This is a genomic window from Streptomyces sp. NPDC037273, assembly GCF_055603625.1.
In genome coordinates, this window is record NZ_JBVJVO010000011.1 from 102476 (window position 1) to 128708 (window position 26233).

Sequence of the window (26233 nt, forward strand, 5' to 3'; positions counted from 1 at the left end):
CGCCATCCTCCCGCGCCCACGTGTAAGGGTCAATATAGGTGAGAGTCTGTTAGCTCCCGGGCCGTCTCGCGCAGCACCGCGAGGAACGCGGTCGCCGCGACCGTAGGGACCGGCGGGGTCGCCGCGCAGATCCGGCGGTACGGCACGTCGTCCGGGTGGATCGTGACCAGTGCGACGTCCCGGCGCACCGAGGCCGCCGCGAGCGCGGGCACCAGCGTGACCCCGAGCCCCGCCGCGACCGCCCCCAGCTTGGCGATCCAGTCGTGCGCGAGCAGCCCGGTGCGCGGCCGGAACCCGGCGGCGACCGCCGGGCGGAAGAGGGTGTCCTCCAGGCGCTCGTTCCCGACGATCCACTCCTCGTCGGCGAGTTCCGCCAGCCGCACCGCCCGCCGCCCCGCGTACGGATGCCCCGGCTCCAGCGCCACCAGCATCGGCTCGTCGAGGAGATGCCGCAGCGTCACACCGGACGACGGGGGAGCGCCGAGCGCCGGACTGACCACCGCCAGGTCCTCCTCGCCGGCGACGACAAGACCGAGATGCTTGACCGAAGGCCCCTCGACCCGGGTGACCGCCACCCCCGGATGCCGCTCCCTGAACACGGCCTGCGCACGCGGTACGAGGGAGGCCGTGGCGCTGGAGAAGGCGCCGAGCCGCAGCAGCCCGCCGTCGAGCGTGCGCAGCGAGGCCAGTTCGGCCCGCGCGGCGGACAGCCGGTCCCGTACCGCCTCGGCGTGCGGAAGCAGCACCCGGCCCGCTTCGGTGAGCCGCACCCCGCGCGGCAGCCGCTCGAACAGCTCCGCCCCCATCTCCTCCTCCAGGGACTGGACCTGACGGGAGACCGCGGACTGCGTGTAGCCGAGGACATGGGCGGCCGCGGTGAAGGAGCCCTCACGGGCGACGGCGAGGAACGCCTCGTAAAGGCCATGCGAGACAGGCATGCCGACCATGCTAGACATTCGCTTGTCGCATGACCAGGCCGCGCCTAGCGTCGAGGACATGGAGAACACGCAGCAGAACATCGCCTTCCTCGGCCTCGGATCCATGGGTCTGCCGATGGCCCGCCGGCTGCTCGGCGCCGGACACCCCCTGACCGTCTGGAACCGCACCCCCGCCAAGGCCGACGCCCTCGTGGCCGAAGGAGCCGTCCGCGCCGCGACCCCCGCCGAGGCCGTCCGGGACGCCGACGTCGTCGTCACGATGCTCGCCGACCCCGCCGCCGCGCTCGCCGTCGCGGACCAGCTCATCCCGGCGCTGCGCCCCGGCACCCACTGGATCGACACCTCGACCATCGGCCCGGACGCCGTCGCCGCCCTGGCCGCCCAGCTCCCCGCCGGCGTCACCCTGATCGACGCGCCCGTCATGGGCAGCGTGGACCGGGCCGCCACCGGCGAGCTGCTGATCCTCGCGGGCGGCGACACCGCCCCCGTCGCCGCCGTCCTGGACCGGCTCGGAGCCGTCACCGCCTGCGGCGGCCCCGGCACCGGCGCCGCCCTCAAGCTCGTCCTCATCAACGCCGTCATCGGCGGGGTCGCCCTAGTCGCCGAGGCCCTCAGCCTCGCCGACACCCTCGGCCTGCCCCGCGAACTCGCCCTGCGCACCCTCGGCGCGGGCCCCCTCGCCGGAGCCGTCGGCCGCGCCACCGCCACCGGCTCCCACTTCCCCGTCGCCCTCGCCGCGAAGGACGTCGCCCTGGCCACCGCCCTGGCGAAGCTCCCCCTCCTGGAGGCCGTCCACACCGCCCTCACCGAGGACCCCGCCCTGCTCGCCGAGGACCTGGCGGCGGTGGCCCGCTGAGCCGTGGCTCGCTAGGGCGTGTCCCCGCGAAGCAGGCGCAGGAAGTCCCGGAAGGCACCCGGCATGTCCACCGAGGACGGGTCGAGGAGCCACTGGTACTGGAGACCGTCCATGACGGCGGTGAGCAGCGGGGCCGCGCGCTCCGGGGTGAGGCCGCCCGGCAGGCGGTCGCCGAACTCCAGCCGGAGTACGTCCGCCATGTTGGCCCTGACCTGCGCGTACCGCTCGGTGAAGAAGGCCCGCGCCGGATGCTCGTCGGTGACGCTCTCGCCGAGCAGGGCGGAGAAGGTCTGCACGATCCCCGGCCGCATCGCGTTGTACTCGACGAGGGATTCGAGCAGGTCGAGCCGCCAGCCCTCGCGGTCCCTGCCGCCGCTGGTGTCCCAGCGGTCGCGCTCTTCGAGCACGGCGACGAGCAGCGCCTCCTTGGTCGGGAAGTAGTGCAGCAGCCCCTGCTGGGTCAGCCCGACGCGCTCGGCGACGGAGCCGAGGGTGGCGCCCCGGTAGCCGCGCTCGGCGATCACTTCGAGGGCGGCGCGCAGGATGTCCGCGCGCCGCTCCTCGCTCCTGGCCCGCACCATCGCCGTGGCCTCCTCTCGCAGGTTCGTCCCGACAGGACGGTACCTCCTCGCCTGCGCATGGAAGTAACAGAATCGTAACGTCACCTACCGATCTACAGGTAGGTCGGTGCACGATGGGCGCATCGGGGTCATCGGTACGTCAACGAGGAGGTACGGCCATGGCGGACACCAGCGCGGAGACCGTGAGGAACGCGGCCGTCGAGACGGCGCTCGGCAAGCTCGACCTGGACGCCAAGACGCGGCTGCTCGGCGGCCAGGACATGTGGTCCCTGCCCGCCCTGCCGGAGATCGGCCTGAAGTCCCTGGTCATGTCCGACGGCCCCATCGGCGTCCGCGGCGTCCGCTGGACCGCCGACGACCCGTCCGTCGCCCTGCCCTCCCCGACCGCGCTCGCCGCCGCCTGGGACCCCGCGCTCGCCCGCCGGGCCGGCCGCCTCCTCGCCCAGGAGGCCCGCCGCAAGGGCGTCCACGTCCTCCTGGCGCCCACGGTCAACCTGCACCGCACCCCGCTCGGCGGCCGCCACTTCGAGGCCTACAGCGAGGACCCGTACCTCACCGGCGAGATCGGCACCGGCTACGTCCAGGGCGTCCAGGACGGCGGCGTCGGCACCACCGTCAAGCACTTCGTCGCCAACGACGCCGAGACCGACCGCTTCACCGTCGACAACAAGGTCGCCCCGCGCCCGCTCCGCGAGGTCTACCTCGCCCCCTTCGAAGCCATCGTCAAGAACGCCCACCCCTGGGGCATCATGACCGCCTACAACCAGGTCAACGGCGTGACCATGACCGAGCACCACCACCTCGTCAACGAGGTGCTGCGCGGCGAATGGGGCTTCGACGGCTACAACGTCTCCGACTGGATGGCCGCCCGCTCCACCACCGGCGACATCGAGGGCGGCCTCGACGTCGCCATGCCCGGCCCGCAGACCGTCTACGGCGAGGCGCTCGCCGCCGCCGTCCGCGCCGGCGAGGTCGCCGAGTCCACCGTCGACACCGCCGTCCGCAACGTCCTGCGGCTCGCCGCCCGCGTCGGCGCCCTCGAAGGCGCCCCCGCGGCCGTCACCGAACCCCCGGCCACCATCGACGGCGACGCCCTCGCCCGCGAGATCGCCCGCCGCGGCTTCGTCCTCGTACGCAACGAGAACCGGGCCCTGCCCCTCAAGAGCGGCACCGTCGCCCTCTCCGGCGCCGCCGCCCGCGACGCCCGCGTCCTCGGCGGCGGCTCCGCCCAGGTCTTCCCCGACCACGTCGTCTCCCCGCTCGACGGCCTCACCGCCGCACTCCCCGACGGGGCGCTCACCTTCACCATCGGCGCCGACCCCAGCGAGGAACTCGCCCCCGCCGAACAGGGGTTCACCCTCCGCGCCCGCTGCCGCGACGCCGCGGGCACACTCCTCGGCGAGGGCTCCCTGCCGAACGGCCAGGTCCAGTGGATCGGCGACGACCTGCCGGCCGGCGTCACCCACGAGGCGCTCGCCTCCATCGAGGTGGTCGGCAGCTTCACCCCGCGCGAGACCGGCGAGCACGCCTTCGGCACCCGCGGCCTCGGCGCCTTCCGCCTCTCCGTCGGCGGCGAGACCCTCTTCGACGGCGTCCAGGCGATGGGCCCCGAGACCGACCCCTTCGAGGCCTTCTTCGGCTCGCCGGTCGAGCGCGCCAAGGTCGCGCTCACCGCCGGCGAGACCGTCGAGGTCTCCCTCCTCCACACCCTCGACAAGGAGTTCGCGGCCCCGCTGCCGGCCGTCATGTTCTCCTTCGTCCACCTCGGTCCGCGCCGTGACCCCGACGAACTGATCACCGAAGCCGTCGAGGCCGCCCGCGCCGCCGACACCGCCGTCGTGGTCGTCGCCACCACCGAGCGCGTCGAGTCCGAGGGCTTCGACCGCAAGGACCTCGCCCTCCCCGGCCGCCAGGACGACCTCGTACGGGCCGTCGCCGCCGCCAACCCGAACACCGTCGTCATCGTCAACGCCGGCTCCCCGGTCGAACTCCCCTGGCGCGAGGACGTGGCCGCGATCCTGCTCGGCTGGTTCCCCGGCCAGGAAGGCGGCGCCGCCCTCGCCGACGTCCTCACCGGCGCCGAGGAGCCCGGCGGCCGCCTCCCCACCACCTGGCCCGTCGCCCTCGCCGACGTCCCCGTCACCGAGGTCACCCCCACCGACGGCCGACTGGATTACACCGAGGGCGTGTTCGTCGGCTACCGCGCCTGGGACAAGGCCGGCGCCGTCCCCGCCTACCCCTTCGGCCACGGCCTCGGCTACACCACCTGGTCGTACGACTCCCTGACCGCCACCCCCGACACCGTCACCGTCGAGGTCACCAACACCGGCGACCGCCCCGGCCGCGAGGTCGTCCAGGTCTACCTGGCCCCGGTGTCCGACACGGTGGAGCGCCCCGCCCGCTGGCTCGCCGGCTTCGCGAGCGTCGAGGCCGCCGCCGGCGAGACCGTCGAGGCCACGATCGCGCTGCCCCGCCGCGCCTTCGAGATCTGGGACGAGGAGAAGCACGACTGGACCCTCGTCACCGGCGCCTACGAGGTCGTGGCCGCCCACTCCCTCGGCGACGCCCGCCTGACGACGCTCCTCGACATCTGACCGGGAACACCCCACCGACCGGCCCCGGGGCGGACCTGACGCCCGCCCCGGGGCCCTCACTCCTTCGTGATCCGGCGGTACGCGAGCTCCGCGAGCCGCGCCTGCCCGTCCTTGCTCGGATGGAACCAGTCCCACGGGCTCAACTGGCCGCCGTCGAAACGGAAACCGAAGACGGCGCCGCCGTCGTAACGACAGCGCGCGTCCTTCGCGCACACCTCCTCCAGGACCCGGTTGTACGCCACCACCCGGTCCCGCACCTCGGCCCGCCGCCGCTCCGCCGCGGCACCGAGGTCCTCCGCGTCCGCGAGCATCGAGCCGCAGATCCCCAGCTTCCACACCTGGCGGCCGACCGGGCTCACCCGGCCCGTCGACCACAGACGCCGCAGGTCGGGCACGCTCGACACGTACACCTGCGCCTTCGGCGCGCCCGCCCGCAGCCGGGCGAGCGCCGCCTCGAAGGAGGCGCGGAAATCGGCGACCGGGGTCATCGCCCCGGGGGTGGGCCGGCAGGCGTCGTTCGCGCCGATCATCACCGTCACCAGCTCGGGCTTCTCGGCCGCCGCGCCCGCCATCTGCTCGGGCAGCTCCGCCATCCTGGCGCCGGTCCGGGCCAGGTTCCAGCTGTGCGTGGCCACCTTCGCCGGGCCGAGCAGCCGCAGCGCCAGACTGTTCACCGCCGCGTCCGTCCCGGTCGCCCAGGACACCTCGGGGCAGTCCGTCAACACCGAACAGGCGTCGAAGGCGCGGGTGACGGAGTCGCCGACGGCCGCGACCGAGGCGGGGGAGACGTCCCACAGGGGCGCCGCCTTCGGCACCGGTCTCGCCGTCACGGCCTTCGTCGCCGGCTCCCCGGCCGTGCAGCCGGCGAGCGCTCCCGCGCACAGCAGAGCCGCCGTCACCGTGGCGGCAGAGGTACGGAATCGGCGTCGGCCGCGCATCCCCGGCCCCTCCTTCGGCGTCCTGGCGAGTGAAAGCTTCGTGTTCACCCGCCCCCGGACCGACCGTACGTCACACCGATGACGGTGCGGCACGGTAGCTTTTCCCCCGTCGAACCAGAGGCACCTTTGCCGACCGGCTCCGGTAAATTACATCACGTCACATCCTGTCCCCTTTTTGGCGGTTTGTGACGTTTCACTCCTGATGCTGTTTACTGAGGCCGCCGGGAAGGCGATCCTCGTCCCACACTGGAGGTCCCGGTGACGACACGTGGAGTCCTGTACGTACACTCCGCACCGCGCGCGCTCTGCCCGCACGTCGAATGGGCGGTGGCGGGCGTCCTCGGTGCGAGGGTCCAGCTCGACTGGATCCGCCAGCCGGCCTCCCCCGGCACCTGGAGAGCCGAGTTCTCCTGGCAGGGCGAGACCGGCACCGCCTCCAAGCTCGCCTCCGCGCTGCGCGGCTGGCAGATGCTCCGCTTCGAGGTCACCGCGGAACCCTGCCCCACCGCCGAGGGCGAGCGCTACAGCGCCACCCCCGACCTGGGCATCTTCCACGCCGTGACCGGCATGCACGGAGACATCCTGATCCCCGAGGACCGGCTGCGGGCCGCCCTCGCGCGCTCCCTCCAGGGCGAGACCCAACTGGAGGCCGAGGTCGCGAAACTCCTCGGCAAGCCCTGGGACGACGAGCTGGAACCCTTCCGGTACGCGGGCGAAGGCGCCCCCGTCCGCTGGCTCCACCAGGTCGTCTGACAGCCCTTCACCCACACGCTGTACATTCCCGCCCGGGCGCGCAGGGGGCGCGCCCGGGGGGAGAGAAATGACACGTGACGGTGTGCCCGGCGCCTTCTTCGGCGCCGCGGTCGTCTTCCTGGCCGCCGGCGCGCTCGGCGGCGCCTGGCCGACGGGCTGGGCGGCCCTCGCCTGCGCCCTCGTCTGCGGGGCGCTGGGCACCACGCTCCTCGCGTCGCGCCGGAACCGCGACGAGGGGGTTCAGGACGCGGGGATCCAGGACGCGCGGCCGGCCGTCGGCCTCGCCAAGACCGACGCGGAGCCCGGTACTCGTACCCGTACCCGTACCCATACCGCCACGACCGGACGGTCCTACCTCCTTGCCGCCACCGCGGTCTGGGCGCTCGCCCTCGTCGCCGCCGGCGTCTGGGCGGTGACGGCCGGGGACGACGACGCGGCGCCCGCGCGGGCCGGCAAGGCGCCCGCGAAGCCCCCCGCCAAGCCCTCAGCCACCGCCTCGCTCGACGACAAGCCGTCCGTCGCCTGGAGCGTGCCGGGCGTCGGCCAGGCGGGGGACGACGCCACCGGCTTCTGGAGCCTCGGCACGACCGTCGCCCACGGCCGGATCGACGGACTCTTCGCCTACGACTCCGCCGACGGCAGGACCCGCTGGAGCGTCCCCGCACCCACCCGCGAAGCCCTGTGCGCCATGACCCCCGACACCGAGGAAGGCGTCGGCCTCATCGCGTACGGCCGCCACGACAAGCCCTGCGCCCGCCTGCTCGCCGTCCGCGCCTCCGACGGCAAGGTCCTGTGGCAGCGGAACCTCGACGGCCAGGGGCTCGTCCAGGAGGCCCTCGGCGTCGGCGGCACCACCGCCGTCAGCGCCGAGGACGGCTCCGTCCGCGCCCGCGCCACCGCGTCGGGCACACAGCGCTGGGAGCGGAAGGTGCCCAAGGGCTGCGAGACCCTCGCGGTCGACGCCGACGCCACCCGCACGCTCCTCGTCGAGCAGTGCGGCAAGGGCGCCCGCCTCCTCGCCCTGGACACCCGTACCGGCACACCGCGGTGGACCAGGGCCCTGCCCGTCGAGTCCGACGCCTCCGCGGCGGTCGTCTCCGTCTCCCCGGTCGTCGTCGCCGTCGACGAGGACGACACGCGCGGCACGCACGCCTTCCTCGGCTTCGACGACAAGGGCGCGCCGACCGTCTCCGTACCCCTCTCCGGGCCCGACGGCGTCCTCTCCGCCCCCAAGGCCGTCACCCACGACGACGCCCTCAGGCCCCTCGTCGTCGACGGCCTCCTCGTCACCCTCTCCAAGCGCGAGGCGATCGTCGCCGACAACGCCGTCGCCTACTCCCTCAAGGACGGCCGCCAAGTCTGGTCGTACCACTCGGAACACCAGACCATGGCCCTCGCCGCCGAGCCCGACGGCCGCCTCGCCGTCCTCGAGAACGAGGGCAGCGGCGCCATCACCCTCCTCGCCCCCACCACCGGCAAACCCACCGCCCGCATCGCCCCCGGCACCACCAAGCGCGCCGACCTCTCCATCTACCCCGAACTCGTCCCCGTCCCCGGCGGCCACCTCATCCTCAACCAAATCCTCATGCACACCGAACCCGCCGCCTACGCCCTCCGCTGACCCCCACCCACACGAAAGGCCCGCCCCCAGTGCTGGGAGCGGGCCTTCGTGGTGCTGTTGGCGTGGGTCAGACGCTGCGGAACGCCAGGACCACGTTGTGGCCGCCGAAGCCGAAGCTGTTGGCCTCTTCTTCGTGCGTCCCTCGCGCCGCTTCGCGGGCTTCGGGGCGCTGTGCCGGACGCCGTCCGGCGGGTGTGGCGGAGGCCCGCCCCCAGTGCTGGGAGCGGGCCTCACTGTGTGACGCGGATCAGACGCCGATCAAACGCTGCGGAACGCCAGGACCACGTTGTGGCCGCCGAAGCCGAAGCTGTTGTTGATGGCGGCGATGGTGCCTTGGGGGAGTTCGCGGGGTTCGCCGCGGACGACGTCGGCGTCGACTTCGGGGTCGAGGTCGTCGACGTTGATGGTCGGCGGGGCAAGGCGGTGGTGGAGGGCGAGGACCGTGGCGACGGTCTCGATGCCGCCGGCGCCGCCGAGGAGGTGGCCGGTCATGGACTTGGTCGCGGAGATCGCGACGTGGTCGAGGTCGTCGCCGAGGACCGAACGCAGCGCCTTGATCTCGGCGACGTCACCCTGCGGCGTCGACGTGGCGTGCGCGTTCAGGTGGACGACCTCGGACGGCTTGAGGTCGGTCGAGTCGAGCAGGTTGCGCATCGCGGCGGCGATGCCGCGGCCGGTCGGCTCGGGCTGCGCGATGTGGTGGCTGTCGGCCGAAAGGCCCTGGCCGAGGACCTCGCAGTAGATGCGCGCGCCGCGGGCCTTCGCGTGCTCCTCGGACTCGAGGATCACGACGCCCGCGCCCTCGCCGAGCACGAAGCCGTCACGGCCGGTGTCGTACGGACGCGAGGCCTTCGTCGGCTCGTCGTTGTTCTTGGACATCGCCATCATGTTGGCGAAGGCGGCGATCGGCAGCGGGTGGATCGCGGCCTCGGTACCACCGGCGACGACGACGTCGGCACGGCCGGTACGGATCATCTCGACGGCGTAGCCGATCGCCTCGGCACCCGACGCGCACGCGGAGACCGGGGTGTGGACGCCCGCCCGGGCGTTCACCTCCAGGCCGACGTTGGCGGAGGGGCTGTTGGGCATGAGCATGGGCACGGTGTGCGGGGAGACGCGGCGGACGCCCTTCTCCTTCAGCACGTCGTACTGGTCGAGCAGCGTGGTGACACCGCCGATGCCGGAGGCGATGACGGAGCCGAGCCGCTCGGGCACGATCTTCTCGTCCTCGCCGGCGGGGGCGGTGTAGCCCGCGTCGGCCCACGCCTCGCGGGCCGCGATCAGCGCGAACTGCGCCGAGCGGTCCAGCTTGCGGGCCAGCGGGCGGGGCAGGACGTCACCGGGGTCGACGGCGGCCGTCGCGGCGATCTGTACCGGCAGTTCGGCGAAGCGCTCGCCTTCGAGCGGCTTGACGCCGGAGCGTCCGGCGAGCAGACCTTCCCAGGTCGACGCGGAGTCGCCACCCAGCGGTGTGGTTGCGCCGATACCGGTAACGACCACGGTGCGATTGGTCGAGTTCACAGGAATTCGTTCTCCATGTGTGTGATGGTCGGAATACGGCGCCACCGCCGGGTGGCGGACCGAGTCAGCAGGGGCCGAATCAGGCCTGGTGCTTCAGGATGTAGTCGGCAGCGTCCCCGACGGTCTTGAGGTTCTTGACGTCCTCGTCCGGGATCTTGACGTCGAAGCGCTCTTCGGCGGCCACGACGACCTCGACCATGGACAGCGAGTCGACGTCCAGGTCGTCGGTGAAGGACTTGTCCAGCTGGACGTCCTCGGTGGGGATGCCGGCGATCTCGTTGACGATCTCGGCGAGACCCTCGACGATCTGCTCCTGGGTGTGAGCCATAGTGGCGCTCCTTCTTGCGGTTACTTCGGTAAAAGGGGGCTTCCGGAAGGATCCGGGTGCCTAGGGGAGGGTAACGACCGTCGCGGCGTAGACGAGACCCGCCCCGAAGCCGATGACGAGCGCGGTGTCGCCGCTCTTCGCCTTCCCGGTCGCCAGGAGCCGCTCCATCGCGAGCGGGATCGAGGCGGCCGAGGTGTTGCCGGTGGTCTCCACGTCACGGGCGACCGTGACGTGCTCCGGCAGCTTCAGAGTCTTCACCATCGAGTCGATGATCCGCATGTTCGCCTGGTGCGGGATGAAGACGTCAAGGTCGTCCGCCGTGATGCCGGCGGCGTCCAGCGCCTGCTGGGCGACCTTCGCCATCTCGAAGACGGCCCAGCGGAAGACCGCCTGACCCTCCTGCGTGATGGCGGGGAACTTGATCTCGCCCGCCTCGTTGAGCGGGAGCTTCGAGACGTCGCCGACCTGGAATTCGTTCCAGGGCACGGTCTGCTTGATCGTCTCGGACTTGTCGCCCTCCGAACCCCAGACGGTGGGGCCGATGTGCGGCTCGTCCGAGGGGCCGACGATCACGGCACCGGCGCCGTCGCCGAACAGGAAGGCCGTCGCGCGGTCCTCCAGATCCGTCAGGTCGCTGAGCCGCTCGACGCCGATGACCAGGACGTACTCGGCCGAACCTTCGACGATCATGCCCTTGGCGAGGGTCAGGCCGTAGCCGAAGCCCGCGCAGCCGGCGGAGATGTCGAACGCGGCCGGCTTCCCGGCGCCGACCTTGTCGGCGATCTCGGTGGCGACGGCCGGAGTCTGCTTGAAGTGCGAGACCGTCGAGACGATCACGGCACCGATCTGCTCGGCGGTGATACCGGCGTCCGCGATGGCCTTGCCCGAGGCCTCCACCGACATCGCGGTGACGGTCTCCTCCGGCGAGGCCCAGTGGCGGGTGGAGATGCCGGAGCGCGAGCGGATCCACTCGTCGGACGAGTCGATCTTCTCGAGGATCACCTCGTTCGGCACGACCCGGGTGGGGCGGTAGCCGCCGACACCGAGGATCCGCGCGTACGGGGCGCCCTTGCTGGGCTTGATCTTCGACATGTTTCTCGACACTCCTTGTCAGACGGCCGCGTGCTCGGCGATGAGCGTACGGGCCGCGTCGAGGTCGTCGGGAGTCTTGAGCGCGACCGTGGCCACGCCCGGCAGGGCACGCTTGGCGATGCCGGTCAGGGTGCCGCCGGGGCACACCTCGATCAGCGCCGTCGCGCCCAGGGCCTGGAAGGTCTCCATGCACAGGTCCCAGCGGACCGGGTTCGCGACCTGGCCGACCAGGCGGGCCACGACCTCGGCGCCGTCGGTGACGACCTGCCCGTCCTTGTTCGAGACGTAGCGGGTGCTCGGGGCGGCCGGGGACAGCTGGGCCGCCGCCTCCTCCAGCTTCGCCACGGCCGGGGCCATGTGGTGCGTGTGGAAGGCACCGGCGACCTTGAGCGCGACGACCCGGCGGACGCCCTCGGGCTTGTCCGCCTCCAGGGCGGCCAGCTGCTCCAGGGTGCCGGCGGCCACGATCTGGCCGGCGCCGTTGACGTTGGCGGCGGTCAGGCCGAGCTTCTCCAGGTGCGGGACGGTCACCTCGGGGTCGCCGCCGAGCAGCGCGGACATGCCGGTCGGGGTGATCGCGGCGGCCTCGGCCATCGCGAGACCACGGGCGCGTACGAGACGCAGCGCGGCGGTGTCGTCGAGGACGCCCGCGAACGCGGCGGCGGTGAACTCGCCGACGCTGTGACCGGCGACGGCGCCGGGGGCCACGTCGCCGAGCGCCGCGGCCGACAGGAGGCCGGCGGCGACGAGCAGCGGCTGGGCCACGGCGGTGTCACGGATCTCGTCCGCGTCCGCCTTCGTGCCGTAGTGGGCGAGGTCGAGTCCGATGGCGTCGGACCAGGCCGCGATGCGGTCGGTGGCGCCGGGGAGTTCGAGCCAGGGAGTCAGGAAGCCGGGCGTCTGAGCGCCTTGGCCGGGAGCGACGAGTACGAGCACCCTCACACTCTCTCTTGGGGACGGCTCCCGGCGCCCGTGGGGACAAGGACGAAGAACCGTCGGGGGAATTGTTGGTCTTCGACAAAAGTCTAGGACTGCGGATCTCCGTCGGCCAAGCGCCCCAGGATGAGGGCGATCCGCAGCGTGAAGGCCGAACGCACATCGGAGGGTGACCAGCCGGTGACGTCGGTCACACGTCGAAGCCGGTAGCGCACGGTGTTCGGGTGGACGAAGAGCATCCGGGCGGCGCCTTCGAGGCTGCTCGCCTGCTCCAGATAGACACTGAGAGTTTCGAGCAGCGCCGAGCCCGCTTCCTCCAGCGGTCTGTAGATCTCCTCCACCAGCTGCTCGCGCGCCGAAGGGTCGGAGGCGATGGCGCGCTCCGGGAGGAGATCGTCCGCGAGAACCGGGCGGGGCGCGTCCTGCCACGCCGAGCAGGCCTTGAGGCCGGCCGCCGCGGCCTGTGCGGATCGGGTCGCCGCGAGCAGGTCGGGGACCACGGGACCGGCCACCACGGGGCCCGCCGCGTACGGCCCGATCAGCGCCTTGGCCACCGCCAGCGGATTGTCGTTGCCGCCCGCGATGACGACCAGACGGTTGCCGAGCACTCCGGTGAGGACCTGGAGTTTGGCGTGCCGGGCGGCCCGCCGGATGGCTTCCACCGTCAGTTCGCTGTCCCCGTCGGGGGCCGTGCCGAGGACGACGCACACGTGCTCGGGGGAGTTCCAGCCGAGCGCGGCGGCCCGGGAGACGGCGCCCTCGTCGGCCTCGCCGGACAGCACGGCGTTCACCACCAGCGACTCCAGGCGCGCGTCCCAGGCGCCCCGGGCCTCGGCGGCCTGCGCGTACACCTGGGCGGTGGCGAAGGCGATCTCCCGGGCGTACACGAGCAGCGCCTCGCGGAGCACCGACTCGTCGCCGGGGGCGGCGACCTCCTCGATCGCCGACTCCATGACCTCGATGGTGGTGCGGACCATCTCCACGGTCTGCCGCAGCGTGATCGCCCGGGTCAGCTCGCGGGGCGCGGTGCCGAAGACGTCCGTCGAGATCGCCTGGGGCGTCTCGGGGTGCCGGAACCACTCGGTGAACGCGGCGATACCGGCCTGGGCGACCAGGCCGATCCACGACCGGTTCTCGGGCGGCATCGCGCGGTACCAGGGCAGCGTCTCGTCCATGCGGGCGATGGCACCGGCGGCGAGCCGCCCGGAGGACTGTTCGAGGCGCTTCAGGGTCGCGGAGTGCGGATGAGCGGCGTTCACGGGTTCTGGCACGGGGACAAGACTGCCTTATCGGGACGCCGGCATGCGGGGTCGGGGCGGGTTCGCCTCCCCCGGGGCCGTCGCGGGGCCCCGCCGGGCTTCCCGGGCGCCCCCGTGACGCGGGCACTACGGTGGGCCCGTGATACGCATCCAGCGCGCGGCGGAGCGGTACCCCGGCGGCGACCCGGCGGCCGGCATCGAGACCCGGCACGCCTTCTCCTTCGGCCCGCACTACGACCCCGACAACCTCCGTTTCGGGGCCCTCCTCGCCGTCAACGAGGAGCGGCTCGCGCCCGGCGCCGGCTTCGACGAGCACCCCCACAGCCACACGGAGATCGTCACCTGGGTCGTCGAGGGCGAGCTCACCCACCGCGACTCCGCCGGTCACGCGACCGTCGTCCGCCCCGGCGACCTCCAGCGCCTCGCCTCCGCCGCGGGTGTCCGTCACGTCGAGCGCAACGACGCCGCCGTGCCGCTGACCTTCGTCCAGATGTGGCTGGCCCCGCTGACTCCCGGCGGGGAACCCTCGTACGAGGTGGTCCGCGGGCTCGGCGACCCGTACGAGCTGCCGGCGGCGGACGCCCGGCTCCACGTCCACCGCCTCGCGCCCGGCGCCTCCGCCTCCGTACCGGCCGCCGACTTCGTCTACGTCCACGTGGCCCGCGGTACCGTCCGCCTCGGCGGCGAGGAGCTCGGCTCCGGTGACGCGGCCCGGATCACCGAAGCCGGTGCCCTCGAACTGACCGCCACGTCCGACGCGGAGGCCCTGGTCTGGGAGATGCGGGACTGGCGCAAGGCGCTGGGCTGAGCGGTCAGTTCAGCGCGCTCTTCGCCTTCCACCGGTCCCAGCTCAGGTTCCAGGCGCCGTAGCCGTTGCCCTCCGCGACGACGCCCTTGGTGTCGCGGCCGGTGATCTCGAAGGGGTCGCCGACGTTCACCGAGGCGTAGAAGGAGGCGGCGTTCGCGTCGCTCATGCCGATGCAGCCGGAGCTCTTGTTGGCGTTGCCGAAGTAGGGCGCGTTCCAGGGGGCCGCGTGGGCGTACATCCCGGACCAGGTCAGCCGCACCGAGTAGTCGACCATCTTGTTGTAGGCGTCGCCGAGGCCCACCGTCTCCGAGTTCATGTTGATGGTGCCCTCCTTCGCCATCACGACGGCCGTCCCCCGCCAGGACCGCTTGTCGCCGCCCGGGGTGCCGCCGGAGACCGGGATCGTACGGACGGCCCGCCCGTCCCGCTCCAGGGTCAGCTTCTTCCGGTCCAGGTCGACCTTGACGACCTGCGAGGCGCCGACGGTGAAGCCGGTGCGGTAGTCCCGCACGAACCAGCCGCCGCCGGAGTCGGTGCCGTTCAGGTCCGCCGCGAGCGTCACCTTCGTCCCCGGCTTCCAGTACTCCTTCGGCCGCCAGTCCACCCGGTCCCGGCCCGAGTAGTCCTTCAGCCAGCCCCAGGAACCCTCGGTGCCGTTCGAGGTGGTCACCTTCAACTGCCGTTCCACGTCCGCCTTCCGCGTCACCGGGAGGTCGAAGACGATCGACAGCGGATGCCCGATGCCCACCGTGGTGTTCTTGCCGGGCGCCAGCGTCACCTTGTTCACCTTCGCCGGCTCCGCGGTCGTGAACGACTTCCGGGTTGTCGACTCCGCGCCGTCGCCGGTACGGGAGACCACCTCCACCGTGTACGAGGTCCCCGGCACCGCCTTGCGGTCCGACACCCAGCTCCGGCCGCCCGCGCCCGTACGCCCCGCGAGCACCCCGCCGTCCGCGTCGACGACCTTCACCGAGGCGATCGTGCCGCCCGAGGCGTTCACCGTCACCGGGCTGCCGGCCGCCGGATCCACCACCGTCACCTTCGCCGCGGGCGCCGCCGCCCCGTGATCCCGCTCCCCGGCCCCGCCGCCGTCCGCGGCCTGGGCCGAACAGGCGGTGACCGAGGCGACCAGCGCGACAGCCGCGAGGACGGGACGGGAGAGACGGGGACCGGGGGTGCGCGGACCGGGGATGCGCGGGCGGCGTGTGCGTATCGGCAGCACGGAAGACCTCCGTGGAGAGGGAAGAAAGGTGGGATGTCCGGACTGTAGGTCGGCGAACGCGTCCGCGGGGCGCCGAACGGCCCATGTGACAAGGGCTGAGGCAGAACCGTCACGGTCCGGTCACATACGACGCGCGCACCGGTCGAATTCGGCTGTGAGCCTGCTGTGCGCCCCACCACCGAGGGGCGGAACAAGGAGGCTCCCGTTGTGTCAGCGCTGCTCGTGACGGCCGCACCCACCGAACGCCGCGCCCCGGTCGGCCCGGTGAGGGTCGGCCCCGTGACCCCCGAGGTCTACCGCGCCTTCCTCGCGTCCAGGCCCGCCGCCGCCGACGGGCCCAGCTTCCTCCAACTGCCCTCCTGGGCGCAGGTCAAGGACGGCTGGTGCCACCAACTCATCGGCTGGGGGCCCGAATCCGGCGCCCTCACCGGCGTCGCCCTCGTCCTCCTCCGCCCCTTCCCCGGCACCCGCAAGTACTTCGCCTACCTCCCCGAAGGCCCCGTCGCCGACTGGGCCGACCCCGACGTCGACGGCTGGCTCGGCCCGCTCCTCGGCCATCTCCGGGCCGCCGGCGCCTTCGCCGTACGCATCGGCCCCGGCCCCGCCTACCGCCGCTGGAACGCCGCCACCCTCAAGGCCGGCACCGGTCCGGGCCGGCGCCTCGCCGACGTGCTCGCCGACGAGGTCGACCCGCTCGGCACCGTCGTCGCCGACCGGCTCCGCGCCCGCGGCTGGCGCCGCTGCGGCGGCGACTCCGGCGACGGCGCCGACGCCCAGCCCCGCCACGTCTTCCAGATCCCCCTCACCGGCCGCACCACCGACGACCTGTGGACCGGCCTCAACCAGGAATGGCGGCGCAACGTCCGCAAGGCCCGCAAATGCGGCGTCGAGATCACCGTCGGCTCCGCCGCCGACCTCCCCGAGTTCCACCGGCTGCTGGGCGTCACCGAGGAACGCGACGGCTTCCGCCTCGGCCGCTCCCTCGCCTACTACGAGCGCCAGTACGCCGCCCTCAACGCCGAACAGCCCGGCCGCATGAAGCTCTATCTCGCCCGCCACGAGGGCGAGATACTCGCCGCCCACACCATGATCACCGTCGGCGGCCGCGTCTGGTACCAGACCGGCGCCTCCGCCGACCACCGCCGCGAGGTCCGCCCCTCCAACGCCCTCCAGTGGCGCATGCTCCTCGACGCCCACGCCCTCGGCGCGGCCGTCTACGACCTCCGCGGAGTACCCTCCACCCTCGATCCCCACGACCGCGCCCACGGCCTCCTCCGCTGGAAGCTCGGCACCGGCGGCCACGTCGTGGAAACCCTGGGCGAATGGGAGCTCCCGATGCAAGGCACCGCCAACCAGGCGCTGTTCCGCGCCTTCCAGGCCTACATGGCCCGCCGATGAGGGGCGCCCGGACGACGCCCACGGCGGTCGCGGACCCTGTGGCACCCACGGCACACGCGGCACCCACGGCACACGCCGCGCCGGGGGCGTCGAGGGGGCCCGCTGAGCCGGCGCTGCTCGCGTCGCAGGCGGTTCTGATGGCGATCTCCGCACTGGCGGCGAGGTCCTCGGGCGCGATCCGTACGGGGCGCCGATGACGGCCACGCTCACCGCGGCGGCGCCGGCCGGGACGCCGAAGAGCTCGGTGCTCCGCAGCGGGGCGCTCATGGCGGCCGGCTCCCTCGTCTCCCGCGCCACCGGCTTCGCGCGGGCCGCGGTGGTCGCGGCGGCGCTCGGCGCCGGATACGTCGCCGACGGGTACGCGGTCGGGAACTCCGTACCGACGATCATCTACATGCTGCTGCTCGGCGGCGCCCTCAACGCCGTGTTCGTCCCCGAACTCGTCAAGGCCGCCAAGGAGCACGAGGACGGCGGCGTCGCCTACACCGACCGGCTCCTCACCCTCTGCGCGCTCGCCCTCACCGCGCTCACGGCCGCCGCCGTCCTGGCCGCGCCCCTGATCGTCGACGCCTACACCGACTACACCGGCGCGCAGCGCGGGATGACCCTCGCCTTCACGCGCGCGTGCCTGCCGCAGATCCTCTTCCTCGGCCTGTTCACACTGCTCGGCCAAGTCCTCAACGCGCGCGGCCGGTTCGGCGCCATGATGTGGACGCCGGTCCTCAACAACGTGGTCGTCGTCGCCGTCTTCGGCCTGTTCCTCGCCGTCGGCGACGGCGGCACGCTCACCCCCGGCGAGACCGCCCTCCTCGGCTGGGGCACCACCGCCGGCATCGCCGTCCAGGCCCTCGCCCTGATCCCCTCGCTGCGCGCGGCGGGCTTCCGCTGGCGGCCCCGCTTCGACTGGCGCGGCAGCGGCCTCACCGCCCCGCTGCGGTCGGCGGGCTGGCTGGTCCTGCTCGTCCTCACCAACCAGGGCGCGTACTGGGTGACCACCTGGCTGGCCACCACCGCCGGCTCGGTGACCCCGGGCGGCTCGGGCCTCGCCGCCTACAACAACGCCTACCTCCTCTGGACCGTCCCGCACGGCATCGTCACCGTCTCCCTCGTCACCGCCCTGATGCCCAAGATGAGCGCGGCGGCGGCCGACGGCGACCTCGCGGGCCTCCGGCGCGACGTCTCCTACGCGCTGCGCACCAGCACCGCCGCGATCGTCCCGGCCGCGGGCGCGCTCCTCGCGCTGGCCGTCCCGCTGATGACCGTCGTCTTCCGGTACGGCGCGACCACCGGCGACGACATCCGCGCCATGTCCTGGATCCTCATGGCCTTCGCCCCCGGCCTCGTCGCCCTCTCCGGCCAGTACGTGTGCACCCGCGCCTTCTACGCCCTCCGGGACACCCGTACCCCCTTCCTCCTCAACCTCGTCATCGTCGGCCTCAACGCCGGCCTCTCCCTCGCCGCCCACCACCTCCTCCCGCCCCACTGGGCCGTCCCCGGCCTCGCCGCCGCCTACTCCCTCGCCCTCTGGGCCGGCTGGGCCCTCACCGCCCACACCCTCCGCCGCCGCCTCCGCCCCACCCCCTCCTCCGGCACCACCTCCACCGTGCTCCGAATGCTCCTGGCGGCCCTCCCGGCGACCGGCTTCGCCCTCCTGGCGGTCGACGTCACGACCCCCGCCGGGCCCGTGATCTCCGGCCTCTCCGGCGCCCTCGCCCTCCTCGCCACCTTCGCCCTGCTCACCCACCCCCTCCGCCTCACCGAGTTCCACTCCCTCCTCTCCCGCTTCCGGCGCTAGAGGGTGCGGTGTGGGGCCGGGCCGGAAGGGCCGTACCGACCTTGGGATACTTCGGAGATGCCTCGCGTGCTGTTGATCGAAGACGACCCCTCCGTACGGGAGGGGGTGGAGCTCGGGCTGCGCCGCCGCGGCCACGAGGTCCGCACCGCGCCGACCGGCGAGGCGGGCCTGGCGGCGCTGGGCGAGTTCAGGCCGGACCTGCTGCTGCTCGACCTGATGCTGCCGGGCATGAACGGCGTGCAGGTGTGCCGCCGGGTGCGGGAGAGCAGCCAGCTGCCGATCATCATGCTGACCGCGCGCGGGGACGACTTCGACGTGGTCGTGGGCCTGGAGGCGGGCGCGGACGACTACATCGTGAAGCCCGCGAGGACCGAGGTCATCGAGGCGAGGATCCGCGCGGTGCTGCGCCGCATCGAGGAACCGGGGACCGGCAGGTCCGCCGTGGAGTTCCACGGCGAGCTGGCGATCGACCGGGCGGGGCTCACGGTGGCGAAGGCGGGGGAGCGGGTCGCCCTCGCGCCCTCGGAGCTGAAGCTGCTGCTGCACCTGACGGCCGCGCCGGAGCAGGTCTTCAGCCGCCAGCAGCTCCTGGAGCACGTCTGGGAGCACAGCTACCACGGTGACGCCCGCCTGGTGGACGCCTGCGTCCGCCGGCTGCGGAACAAGATCGAGGACACCCCCGGCGAGCCCCGTTACATCCAGACCCTGCGCGGCTTCGGCTACCGCTTCGGCCCGCTGTGAAGGCCTGTGTGAGCGACGGACCCGAGGCGCGGGCCGACATCCGGCCGGAGCACGTCACTCGCCGCCGCAGGCCCCGCGCCCCCCGCCTGCGCCCCCACCCGTTCGGTCTGAGGACCCGGCTCGTGCTCGCGTTCCTGCTGGTCGCGGCCGTGGGGTGCGGGACGACGGCGGCGCTGACGTACCGGGCGGCGCGGAACGCGATCCTGGAGCAGACGCAGGACACGGCGGTGTCGGCGTTCCGGGAGCAGGTGGACGCGCTGGGGATGACGCTGCCGGTGGACGCGAGCGGGCTGCGGGACCAGCTGATGCAGATCGCCCGGCAGGGGAAGCCGAGGCCGTGGCGGGTGTACGCGGAGTACGGTTCGCTGCGGGTGTCGTCGACGGACCGTCCGACCTCGTCGGTGGTGACGCCGGAGCTGCGGGCCCAGGCGACGGCCCGGGTGGCGACCCCGCACGGGAGCTTCCAGCGGGTGGTGAAGAACGGGCAGCCGTATCTGACCATGGCGGTCCCGGCGGTGTTCCGGAACCATCCGACCGAGGGGACGGCCCAGCCGACCGGCCTCGTCCTCTACGCCGTGATGGAGCTGGACGAGGAGGAGGCCAACATCGAGGCCATGGTGGCGGCGGCCCGTGACGGCGCCCTGCCGGCCCTGGCGATCGCGCTGATCCCGGCGCTGATCGCGGCGCGCGGGGTGCTCAGGCCGGTGCGGGAGCTGCGGCACGCGGCGCACAGCATGGGGCGCGGCCGGCTCGACACCCGTATCCACGCCAAGGGCAGTGACGAACTCGCCGATCTGGCAAGGACGTTCAACGAGTCCGCCGCCGCGCTGGAACGTTCCGTCGCCGAGCTCAGGGACGCCGAGGCGCGGGCCCGCCGGTTCGCCTCCGACGTCTCGCACGAACTGCGGACCCCGCTCGCCGGCATGCTGGCGGTGACCGAGGTGCTCGACGAGGACGCGGGGCTGCTCGACTCCGACACGGCCCGCGCGGTGCGGCTCATCAGTTCCGAGACCGGCAAACTCGCCGTGCTCGTCGAGGACCTGATGGAGATCTCCCGCTTCGACGCGCGCGCCGCCGAGCTCCATCCGGACGAGGTCGACGCGGCCGACTGCGTACGCAAGACCCTCCAGCACCGGCACTGGACCGATCCGGAACGGGTCGTCCCGTACCTCGGCGAGGGCATCAGGGCGCGCCTCGACCCGCGCCGCTTCGACGTCGTCGTGGCCAACCTCGTCGGCAACGCGCTGCGGCACGGCGCCGCGCCGGTGACGGTGCGGTTGTACGCGGACGGGGACCAGCTCGTGACGGAGGTGGCCGACCGGGGGCCCGGCATCGACCCGGAGGTGCTGCCGCACGTCTTCGACCGGTTCTACAAGGCCGACCGGGCCCGCACCCGTTCGGCGGGCAGCGGGCTCGGCCTCGCGATCACCCTGGAGAACGTGCGCCTCCACGGCGGCACCGTCCGGGCCGCCAACCACCCCGAGGGCGGCGCGGTCTTCACCGTACGGATGCCGCTGTGACCCGCCGCCGTTCGGCCGGTACGGCCCTGCTCGCGCTCCTGGCGCTCGCCGGCTGCGGCATCCAGAAGAGCGATGTCGTCGAGGCGGGCGGCCCCGCGACCGTCGCCGTGCATCCGGCGCCGGGCGACACCCGGGTGGTGCTGTACTTCCTGGGGCCGGACGGCACGCCGCTGCCCGCGGTCCGCGACCTCGGGCGGTTCTCCGAGCGGTGGCCGGGGCCCGACCACGCGGACGGCAGCGGTACGGGCGTGGAGACCGACGGGAAGGCGCCGATGGCCACCGACAAGGTCCTCGCCATGCTCCTGGCGGGCCCGGACGGGACCGAGCGCTCGGTGGGGATGGGCACCGGGCTGCCGCGCGCCGTGGGCAACCCGCACGCCGAGCGGGACGAGGCCGCGGGGCTCACGGACGGCCGCCCGCTGATCCGGCTGAGGTCACCGTTCCCCGTCACCGGCCTGACGGACGCGGCCGTCCAGCAGCTGGTCTGCACGGCCGCCTTCGCGGAGACCCCGGGCGGCCGGGCCGAGGTGGCGCTCGCCGGCCCCGACGGCGTACTCCCCACCACCCGCTGCGAGGTCTGACCGCCGCCCGGCGCGGACCTCGGCCCGCGCGCGGCTCAGCCCGCGCGGCTCAGCTCAGCCCGCGCGCAGCTCAGTTCGCGAGCAGCTCAGCTCGCGCGCAGCTCCGCGAGCACCGCGTCCGTGAAGGGCGGCCAGGCCTCGACGGCCCACGGGCCGAAGGGACGGTCGGTGAGGGCGACGCAGGCGGCCCGCGCGTCCGGGTCGATCCACAGGAACGTTCCGGCCTGCCCGAAGTGCCCGAAGGTGCGCGGCGAGGAGCTCGCGCCGGTCCAGTGCGGGGACTTGCCGTCGCGGATCTCGAAGCCGAGGCCCCAGTCGTTCGGCCTCTGGTGCCCGTAGCCGGGCAGGATGCCGGTGAGGCCGGGGTACGTGACGGTCATGGCGTCCAGGACGGTCCTGGCGTCCAGCAGCCGCGGCGCCTGCACCTCGGCGGCGAACCGCACCAGGTCGTCGACGGTGGACACGCCGTCCTTGGCGGGCGAGCCCTCCAGGGTCGTCGACGTCATGCCGAGCGGCTCCAGGACCGCCTGGTGCAGATACTCGGCGAAGGGGATGTCGGTCGCCTTGGCGACATGGTCGCCGAGCGCCTCGAAACCGGTGTTGGAGTAGATCCGGCGGGTGCCGGCCGCGGCCATCACCCGGTTCTCGTCGAAGGCGAGCCCGGAGGTGTGGGCCAGCAGGTGGCGGACGGTCGAGCCCTCGGGCCCGGCGGGCTCGTCGAGGTCGATCGCCCCCTCCTCGTACGCGACGAGGACGGCGTACGCCGCGAGCGGCTTGGTGACGGAGGCCAGCGGGAAGCGCCGCCCGGTGGGGCCGTGGGACCCGGCCAGGGTGCCGTCCGCGCGGACGACGGCCGCCGCCGCGGTGGGGACGGGCCAGTTCTCGATCGACGCCAGGCTCGGCACGCTGCTCTCCATGGGGCCGAGCCTACTTGCTTCGAGTGCACTCCAACGTTTTAGCGTGGGACCCATGAGCGTGATCGAGAGCGTCGAGAGCACGACCAGGCCCGCCGGGAAGGACCGCTACACCATCAGCGAGGTCGCCGCCCTGACCGGGCTCACCGCCCACACCCTGCGCTGGTACGAGCGGATCGGCCTGATGCCGCACGTCGACCGGTCGCACACCGGGCAGCGCCGCTTCACCGAACGCGACCTCGGCTGGCTGGCCTTCGTCGGCAAACTGCGGCTGACCGGGATGCCGGTCGCCGACATGGTCAGGTACGCGGAGCTGGTGCGCGAGGGCGACCACACGCGGGACGCCCGGCGGGAACTCCTGGAGGCCACCCGGCGTGACGTCCTCACCAGGATCACCGAGCTCCAGGACACGCTCGCCGTGCTCGACATCAAGATCGGCCATTACGGGACCGCATGCGGAGGAGCTTCTTCATGACCAGCGTGACCAGGATCGACACCGTACGACTCGGCCAGGACGGACCGGAGGTCGGCGTCCAGGGCTTCGGGGCCATGGGCATCAGCGAGTTCTACGGCGACACCGACGCGGCGGCGGCCCGCGACACCCTCGACGCGGCCCTCGAAGCCGGCGTCACCCTCATCGACACCGCCGACATCTACGGCAGCGGCGCCAACGAGGAGTTCCTCGCGCCCTTCCTCGCCGCCCACCGCGACGAGGTCACCCTCGCCACCAAGTTCGCCATCGAGCGCCGCGCCGACGACCCCACCCACCGGGGCATCCGCAACGACCCCGCGTACATCAGGAAGGCCGCCGAGGACAGCCTGCGCCGCCTCGGCATCGAGACCATCGACCTCTACTACATGCACCGCCGCGACCCGGAGGTCCCCTTCGCCGAGTCCGTCGGCGCGATGGCCGAACTCGTCAAGGAGGGCAAGGTCCGCCACCTGGGCCTGAGCGAGGTCACCGGGCCCGAGCTGCGCGAGGCGCACGCGGTGCACCCGATCACCGCCCTCCAGTCGGAGTGGTCGCTCTTCTCCCGGGACGTCGAGCGCAGCGCCGTGGCCGCGGCCGCCGAACTCGGCGTGACCTTCGTGCCGTACTCGCCGCTCGGCCGGGGCTTCCTGACCGGGGCGTTCGCGGACGCCTCCAAGGACCTCTCGGGCGGCGACTTCCGCAAGTACCAGCCCCGCTTCACCGGCGAGAACGCCGAGCGCAACGCGGCCCTGCTCGACCCGGTCCGCAAGATCGCCGCGACGCACGGGGCGACCCCGGCGCAGATCGCCCTCGCCTGGGTGCAGCAGCGCGCCGCCGTGCACGGCCTGACGGTCGTCCCCATCCCCGGCACCCGCAAGCGCTCCCGCCTCCTGGAGAACGCCGCCGCCACCCGCATCACCCTCACCCCCGCCGAACTCGCCGAACTGGAGCCGATCGCCGGCCTCGTCGCGGGCGACCGCTACCCCGACATGAGCCACACGTCGCTGGCCCGGGAGGCGTAGCACCGGTCCGGACGCGGGGCCCGGCCCCCGCCCGGACACCGCCCCGCTCACGCGAGACCCAGGGCGAAGACCGCGAAGCCCGCCGCGAGCAGACCCGCCAGGGTGCGGCGGGCGGGGCCGGTCCTCGCCCAGGGGGACTCGAAGACGCGCGCGTACCGGCCGATCAGGACCAGCAGGCCGGCGAAGACCGGCATCCACGCCAGCCGGGCGAGGATCCAGCCGACGGAGTCCGGCGCGCCGACCAGGCCGGCGACCTCCCCGGCGTACGAGGCGGGGATCGCGGCCGTGAGCATCGCGGTCTGGTGCCAGCAGAGGATCGTCATCGCGGACAGGTTGACGATCACGACGGGCGCCCACAGCGCGGGCCGCTTCAGGAGCGCGCCGAGCCGGTCGCGGAGCAGGATCGCCGCGCCGCTCTGCGCGGCGGCGAGGGCGAGGACCAGCAGCGACGGCGGGTGCGAGTTGGTGCGGGCCTCGCCGGGGACGCCGACCATCGACGCCGGGTAGCCGAAGAACACCAGGAGCGCGGCGAACAGCGCGGCCCCGCCGAGCAGCAGCGCCCAGGCGTGCCGCCGGGTGACCCGGCCCTCGCCCCACGAGACGCCGAGCTGATAGGCGAAGAGCCAGCCGGGCAGGATGTTCAGGAGGCTCAGCCAGGACGGCACGGCGTCGGCGTACGGGCCGTACCGCAGGAAGTCGACGACGGCGACCGAGGCGAGCAGCGGCGCCGCGGCCCACACGCCCAGCCGGCGGGCGATCCGGACGCAGTACGGGGTGAGCGCGGTGACCACCGTGTACACGCCGACGAACCAGAGCGGCTGGATCACCAGCGTCGACGCCGTCCGCAGCGTGTCCACCGGCACCCCCGCCCCGAAGTGCAGCAGGGGCAGCAGCGCCGCCCACACGGCGGTGACGCCGAGCACCGGGCGCCCGAGCCGCGCGAGCCGGCCCTTCAGCCACTCGCCCGTGGAGCCCTTGCGGCGCCGGTACGACATGACCGAGGCGTAGCCGCCGACGAGGAAGAAGATCCCGAGCATCTGGAGGATCCAGCTGACCGGGGCGAGCCCGGCGAAGGTGCCGAGCGGGCTGGCGTTGTGGATCGCGCCGTCGTCGGAGAGCGTGAACCCGCCGAGCAGCCAGTGCCCGGTCGGCACGGCGAGCAGCGCGAGGGCGCGGAGCCCGTCGACGGCCCGGTCGCGGTGGGCGGGGGTGCCGGACTCGATCTTCGCGGCCGTCCTGCGGACCGTGGTGACGAGGGAGCTCATCGGACGTCCCCCTCGGCGATCGAGGCGAACGCGCGCAGGGAGCCGGTGCCGGCGGCGAAGTAGCCGCCGTGGCCCTCGGCGTCGTCGGCCGGGATGCGGCGGGCCCCGAACTCCGGGTCCGTCGGATCGACGCCGTGCCCGAGCCCCGCGATCTCCACGTTCGGGACGCGGTCGATCCAGTCGGTGGGGTCCTTCGCCGCCCAGACCCGGGCGGAGGTGCCGAGTTCGGCGACGTTCTCCGCCCGCATCCCGGGGGAGCCGAGGACGACGAGGTCCTTGGCCTTCAGGTCGTGGGCGGCGAGACCGCAGACGACGGAGCCGTAACTGTGGCAGAACACCGAGGGCTCCGCCGCGCCGACGGCCGCCAGACCGTCCGTGAACCGGGTCAGCCGCTCGGCTCCCGCCTCGGCGAGCCGGCCCGTCGCCGCGTCGATACCGACCCCGACGGGCGTCGTGTACCCGGCCCAGGCGACGACCGCCGTCCGGTCGCCGGTCGCCCGGCGCAGCGAGGTCGCCATGTCCGCGAGGGGCCGGACGTGACCGGCGTCGACATCGGACCCCGGCACGATCACGGCCACGTGCTCGGCCCGCGCCAGGTCCCCGTACACCAGGGCCACCTGCCCCCGGCCGCGCGGATCGAAGGCGAGCACCCGCGCCCCGCCGAACTCCCCGCCCACGGACCGGGCGTTGGCCTCGTACCGCAGCTCCAGGGGCGCACCGTCCAAGTTCCCGACGACCGTCGGGTACGTCCGCGCCAGATACCTCTGCCGTACGGGGCTCAGGCCCGCGAAGTACCGCGCGACCTCGGCCGCCCCCATCCGCGCCGGGTCCGGCAGCCCCGCCGCCCGCCAGGCCCCCGTCCCCGCGGGCGCCCCGGTCACGGCCTCCTGGGTGTCGCCGGACGCCCAGCCGGCCGTCCCCGCGATCGCGGCGGCCACCAGGGCCACGGTCGTCAGGGTCCTCGCAAAGCGGCGCATGCGCTCGCCCTCCCTCTTCGTCACTCGCTCGTTCGTCGGCGAGAGGAAGGTAGGAAGACGACGGGTGACGGCACGTCACACCGAGGAGCCAACTCCCGGCT

At 73.4% G+C, this 26233-nt stretch carries 24 protein-coding genes; 12 read left to right on the top strand and 12 right to left on the bottom strand.

Annotation, left to right across the window (positions count from 1 at the left end; all coding sequences use genetic code 11):
• Positions 1-29 precede the first annotated feature (29 nt).
• Entirely contained in the window at positions 30-947 is a 918-nt protein-coding gene (locus ACZ7G1_RS26690; protein ID WP_470873298.1) for a LysR family transcriptional regulator, read from the bottom strand.
• A 49-nt stretch (positions 948-996) separates the two neighbouring features.
• Between ACZ7G1_RS26690 and ACZ7G1_RS26695 the strand changes: the two genes are divergently transcribed.
• A complete protein-coding gene (locus ACZ7G1_RS26695; RefSeq protein WP_470873300.1) occupies positions 997-1794 on the top strand; it encodes an NAD(P)-dependent oxidoreductase in 798 nt (265 codons plus the stop codon).
• Between the two features lie 11 nt (positions 1795-1805).
• Here the strand turns inward: ACZ7G1_RS26695 and ACZ7G1_RS26700 are convergent, their stop codons facing one another.
• Positions 1806-2375, bottom strand: coding sequence for a TetR/AcrR family transcriptional regulator (locus tag ACZ7G1_RS26700; RefSeq protein WP_470873301.1), 570 nt, complete (start codon positions 2373-2375; stop codon positions 1806-1808).
• 158 nt (positions 2376-2533) lie between these two features.
• Between ACZ7G1_RS26700 and ACZ7G1_RS26705 the strand changes: the two genes are divergently transcribed.
• A complete protein-coding gene (locus tag ACZ7G1_RS26705; RefSeq protein WP_470873302.1) occupies positions 2534-4969 on the top strand; it encodes a beta-glucosidase in 2436 nt (811 codons plus the stop codon).
• Between the two features lie 56 nt (positions 4970-5025).
• On the opposite strand, the gene ACZ7G1_RS26710 is transcribed toward ACZ7G1_RS26705, so the two are convergent.
• Entirely contained in the window at positions 5026-5907 is an 882-nt protein-coding gene (locus tag ACZ7G1_RS26710; RefSeq protein WP_470873304.1) for an SGNH/GDSL hydrolase family protein, read from the bottom strand.
• 258 nt (positions 5908-6165) lie between these two features.
• On the opposite strand from ACZ7G1_RS26710, the gene ACZ7G1_RS26715 reads away from it, so the two are divergent.
• Positions 6166-6660, top strand: a complete 495-nt coding sequence (locus ACZ7G1_RS26715) for a DUF3145 domain-containing protein (RefSeq protein WP_470873305.1) — start codon at positions 6166-6168, stop codon at positions 6658-6660.
• 67 nt (positions 6661-6727) lie between these two features.
• Complete coding sequence (locus tag ACZ7G1_RS26720) at positions 6728-8281, top strand: outer membrane protein assembly factor BamB family protein (RefSeq protein WP_470873307.1); 1554 nt, start codon at positions 6728-6730, stop codon at positions 8279-8281.
• Between the two features lie 258 nt (positions 8282-8539).
• Here ACZ7G1_RS26720 and fabF read toward each other — a convergent pair whose 3' ends face one another.
• The 5 genes from fabF to fasR form a co-directional block, all read right to left on the bottom strand.
• On the bottom strand, positions 8540-9802 hold the full coding sequence (gene fabF / locus ACZ7G1_RS26725; RefSeq protein ID WP_470873309.1) for a beta-ketoacyl-ACP synthase II: 1263 nt from the start codon (positions 9800-9802) through the stop codon (positions 8540-8542).
• A 79-nt stretch (positions 9803-9881) separates the two neighbouring features.
• Positions 9882-10130, bottom strand: coding sequence for an acyl carrier protein (locus tag ACZ7G1_RS26730; protein ID WP_017239144.1), 249 nt, complete (start codon positions 10128-10130; stop codon positions 9882-9884).
• A 60-nt stretch (positions 10131-10190) separates the two neighbouring features.
• Entirely contained in the window at positions 10191-11222 is a 1032-nt protein-coding gene (locus ACZ7G1_RS26735; protein WP_470873311.1) for a beta-ketoacyl-ACP synthase 3, read from the bottom strand.
• Positions 11223-11240: 18 nt separating this feature from the next.
• Positions 11241-12158, bottom strand: coding sequence for an ACP S-malonyltransferase (locus ACZ7G1_RS26740; protein ID WP_470873313.1), 918 nt, complete (start codon positions 12156-12158; stop codon positions 11241-11243).
• Between the two features lie 89 nt (positions 12159-12247).
• On the bottom strand, positions 12248-13429 hold the full coding sequence (fasR, locus tag ACZ7G1_RS26745; protein ID WP_017239141.1) for a fatty acid biosynthesis transcriptional regulator FasR: 1182 nt from the start codon (positions 13427-13429) through the stop codon (positions 12248-12250).
• A gap of 127 nt (positions 13430-13556) precedes the next feature.
• Between fasR and ACZ7G1_RS26750 the strand changes: the two genes are divergently transcribed.
• Positions 13557-14225: a pirin family protein gene (locus tag ACZ7G1_RS26750; RefSeq protein ID WP_470873315.1), complete on the top strand. Its 669-nt coding sequence runs from the start codon at positions 13557-13559 to the stop codon at positions 14223-14225.
• Positions 14226-14229: 4 nt separating this feature from the next.
• On the opposite strand, the gene ACZ7G1_RS26755 is transcribed toward ACZ7G1_RS26750, so the two are convergent.
• The gene (locus tag ACZ7G1_RS26755; protein WP_470873316.1) at positions 14230-15447 is read right to left on the bottom strand and encodes a L,D-transpeptidase family protein; all 1218 of its coding nucleotides are present in this window, start codon (positions 15445-15447) and stop codon (positions 14230-14232) included.
• Between the two features lie 207 nt (positions 15448-15654).
• Between ACZ7G1_RS26755 and ACZ7G1_RS26760 the strand changes: the two genes are divergently transcribed.
• The 5 genes from ACZ7G1_RS26760 to ACZ7G1_RS26780 all read left to right on the top strand — a co-directional run bounded on the left by ACZ7G1_RS26760 (position 15655) and on the right by ACZ7G1_RS26780 (position 21482).
• Positions 15655-16845, top strand: coding sequence for a lipid II:glycine glycyltransferase FemX (locus ACZ7G1_RS26760; protein ID WP_470873318.1), 1191 nt, complete (start codon positions 15655-15657; stop codon positions 16843-16845).
• A gap of 193 nt (positions 16846-17038) precedes the next feature.
• Positions 17039-18640, top strand: a complete 1602-nt coding sequence (murJ, locus tag ACZ7G1_RS26765) for a murein biosynthesis integral membrane protein MurJ (protein WP_470873319.1) — start codon at positions 17039-17041, stop codon at positions 18638-18640.
• A gap of 57 nt (positions 18641-18697) precedes the next feature.
• The gene (locus ACZ7G1_RS26770; protein WP_123451969.1) at positions 18698-19381 is read left to right on the top strand and encodes a response regulator transcription factor; all 684 of its coding nucleotides are present in this window, start codon (positions 18698-18700) and stop codon (positions 19379-19381) included.
• An 8-nt stretch (positions 19382-19389) separates the two neighbouring features.
• Positions 19390-20901: a sensor histidine kinase gene (locus ACZ7G1_RS26775; RefSeq protein WP_470873321.1), complete on the top strand. Its 1512-nt coding sequence runs from the start codon at positions 19390-19392 to the stop codon at positions 20899-20901.
• Positions 20898-21482: a hypothetical protein gene (locus ACZ7G1_RS26780; protein ID WP_470873322.1), complete on the top strand. Its 585-nt coding sequence runs from the start codon at positions 20898-20900 to the stop codon at positions 21480-21482. Before ACZ7G1_RS26775 ends, ACZ7G1_RS26780 begins: the two co-directional genes overlap by 4 nt.
• A gap of 86 nt (positions 21483-21568) precedes the next feature.
• Here the strand turns inward: ACZ7G1_RS26780 and ACZ7G1_RS26785 are convergent, their stop codons facing one another.
• Positions 21569-22399 carry a serine hydrolase domain-containing protein gene (locus ACZ7G1_RS26785; RefSeq protein WP_470873324.1) on the bottom strand — a complete coding sequence of 277 codons (831 nt, stop codon included), beginning with the start codon at positions 22397-22399 and terminating at the stop codon, positions 21569-21571.
• Between the two features lie 52 nt (positions 22400-22451).
• Between ACZ7G1_RS26785 and ACZ7G1_RS26790 the strand changes: the two genes are divergently transcribed.
• The gene (locus ACZ7G1_RS26790; RefSeq protein ID WP_470873325.1) at positions 22452-22871 is read left to right on the top strand and encodes a MerR family transcriptional regulator; all 420 of its coding nucleotides are present in this window, start codon (positions 22452-22454) and stop codon (positions 22869-22871) included.
• Positions 22868-23890 carry an aldo/keto reductase gene (locus tag ACZ7G1_RS26795; protein ID WP_470873326.1) on the top strand — a complete coding sequence of 341 codons (1023 nt, stop codon included), beginning with the start codon at positions 22868-22870 and terminating at the stop codon, positions 23888-23890. The genes ACZ7G1_RS26790 and ACZ7G1_RS26795 overlap by 4 nt, the downstream gene beginning before the upstream one ends.
• Before the next feature lie 47 nt (positions 23891-23937).
• On the opposite strand, the gene ACZ7G1_RS26800 is transcribed toward ACZ7G1_RS26795, so the two are convergent.
• Both ACZ7G1_RS26800 and ACZ7G1_RS26805 read right to left on the bottom strand, forming a co-directional pair.
• Positions 23938-25155, bottom strand: coding sequence for an acyltransferase family protein (locus tag ACZ7G1_RS26800; RefSeq protein ID WP_470873327.1), 1218 nt, complete (start codon positions 25153-25155; stop codon positions 23938-23940).
• Positions 25152-26132, bottom strand: a complete 981-nt coding sequence (locus ACZ7G1_RS26805; RefSeq protein WP_470873328.1) for an alpha/beta hydrolase — start codon at positions 26130-26132, stop codon at positions 25152-25154. Before ACZ7G1_RS26805 ends, ACZ7G1_RS26800 begins: the two co-directional genes overlap by 4 nt.
• Positions 26133-26233: the final 101 nt, after the last annotated feature.

Excerpts from the sequence above, each read along its gene's own strand:
- murJ (WP_470873319.1), top strand. The coding sequence starts at position 17,039 with ATGACGGCCACGCTCACCGCGGCGGCGCCGGCCGGGACGCCGAAGAGC.
- ACZ7G1_RS26795 (WP_470873326.1), top strand. The coding sequence starts at position 22,868 with ATGACCAGCGTGACCAGGATCGACACCGTACGACTCGGCCAGGACGGA.
- ACZ7G1_RS26690 (WP_470873298.1), bottom strand. The coding sequence starts at position 947 with ATGGTCGGCATGCCTGTCTCGCATGGCCTTTACGAGGCGTTCCTCGCC.
- ACZ7G1_RS26735 (WP_470873311.1), bottom strand. The coding sequence starts at position 11,222 with ATGTCGAAGATCAAGCCCAGCAAGGGCGCCCCGTACGCGCGGATCCTC.
- ACZ7G1_RS26790 (WP_470873325.1), top strand. The coding sequence starts at position 22,452 with ATGAGCGTGATCGAGAGCGTCGAGAGCACGACCAGGCCCGCCGGGAAG.
- ACZ7G1_RS26705 (WP_470873302.1), top strand. The coding sequence starts at position 2,534 with ATGGCGGACACCAGCGCGGAGACCGTGAGGAACGCGGCCGTCGAGACG.
- ACZ7G1_RS26710 (WP_470873304.1), bottom strand. The coding sequence starts at position 5,907 with ATGCGCGGCCGACGCCGATTCCGTACCTCTGCCGCCACGGTGACGGCG.
- ACZ7G1_RS26730 (WP_017239144.1), bottom strand. The coding sequence starts at position 10,130 with ATGGCTCACACCCAGGAGCAGATCGTCGAGGGTCTCGCCGAGATCGTC.
- ACZ7G1_RS26805 (WP_470873328.1), bottom strand. The coding sequence starts at position 26,132 with ATGCGCCGCTTTGCGAGGACCCTGACGACCGTGGCCCTGGTGGCCGCC.
- ACZ7G1_RS26695 (WP_470873300.1), top strand. The coding sequence starts at position 997 with ATGGAGAACACGCAGCAGAACATCGCCTTCCTCGGCCTCGGATCCATG.
- ACZ7G1_RS26800 (WP_470873327.1), bottom strand. The coding sequence starts at position 25,155 with ATGAGCTCCCTCGTCACCACGGTCCGCAGGACGGCCGCGAAGATCGAG.
- ACZ7G1_RS26700 (WP_470873301.1), bottom strand. The coding sequence starts at position 2,375 with ATGGTGCGGGCCAGGAGCGAGGAGCGGCGCGCGGACATCCTGCGCGCC.
- ACZ7G1_RS26770 (WP_123451969.1), top strand. The coding sequence starts at position 18,698 with ATGCCTCGCGTGCTGTTGATCGAAGACGACCCCTCCGTACGGGAGGGG.
- ACZ7G1_RS26720 (WP_470873307.1), top strand. The coding sequence starts at position 6,728 with ATGACACGTGACGGTGTGCCCGGCGCCTTCTTCGGCGCCGCGGTCGTC.
- ACZ7G1_RS26785 (WP_470873324.1), bottom strand. The coding sequence starts at position 22,399 with ATGGAGAGCAGCGTGCCGAGCCTGGCGTCGATCGAGAACTGGCCCGTC.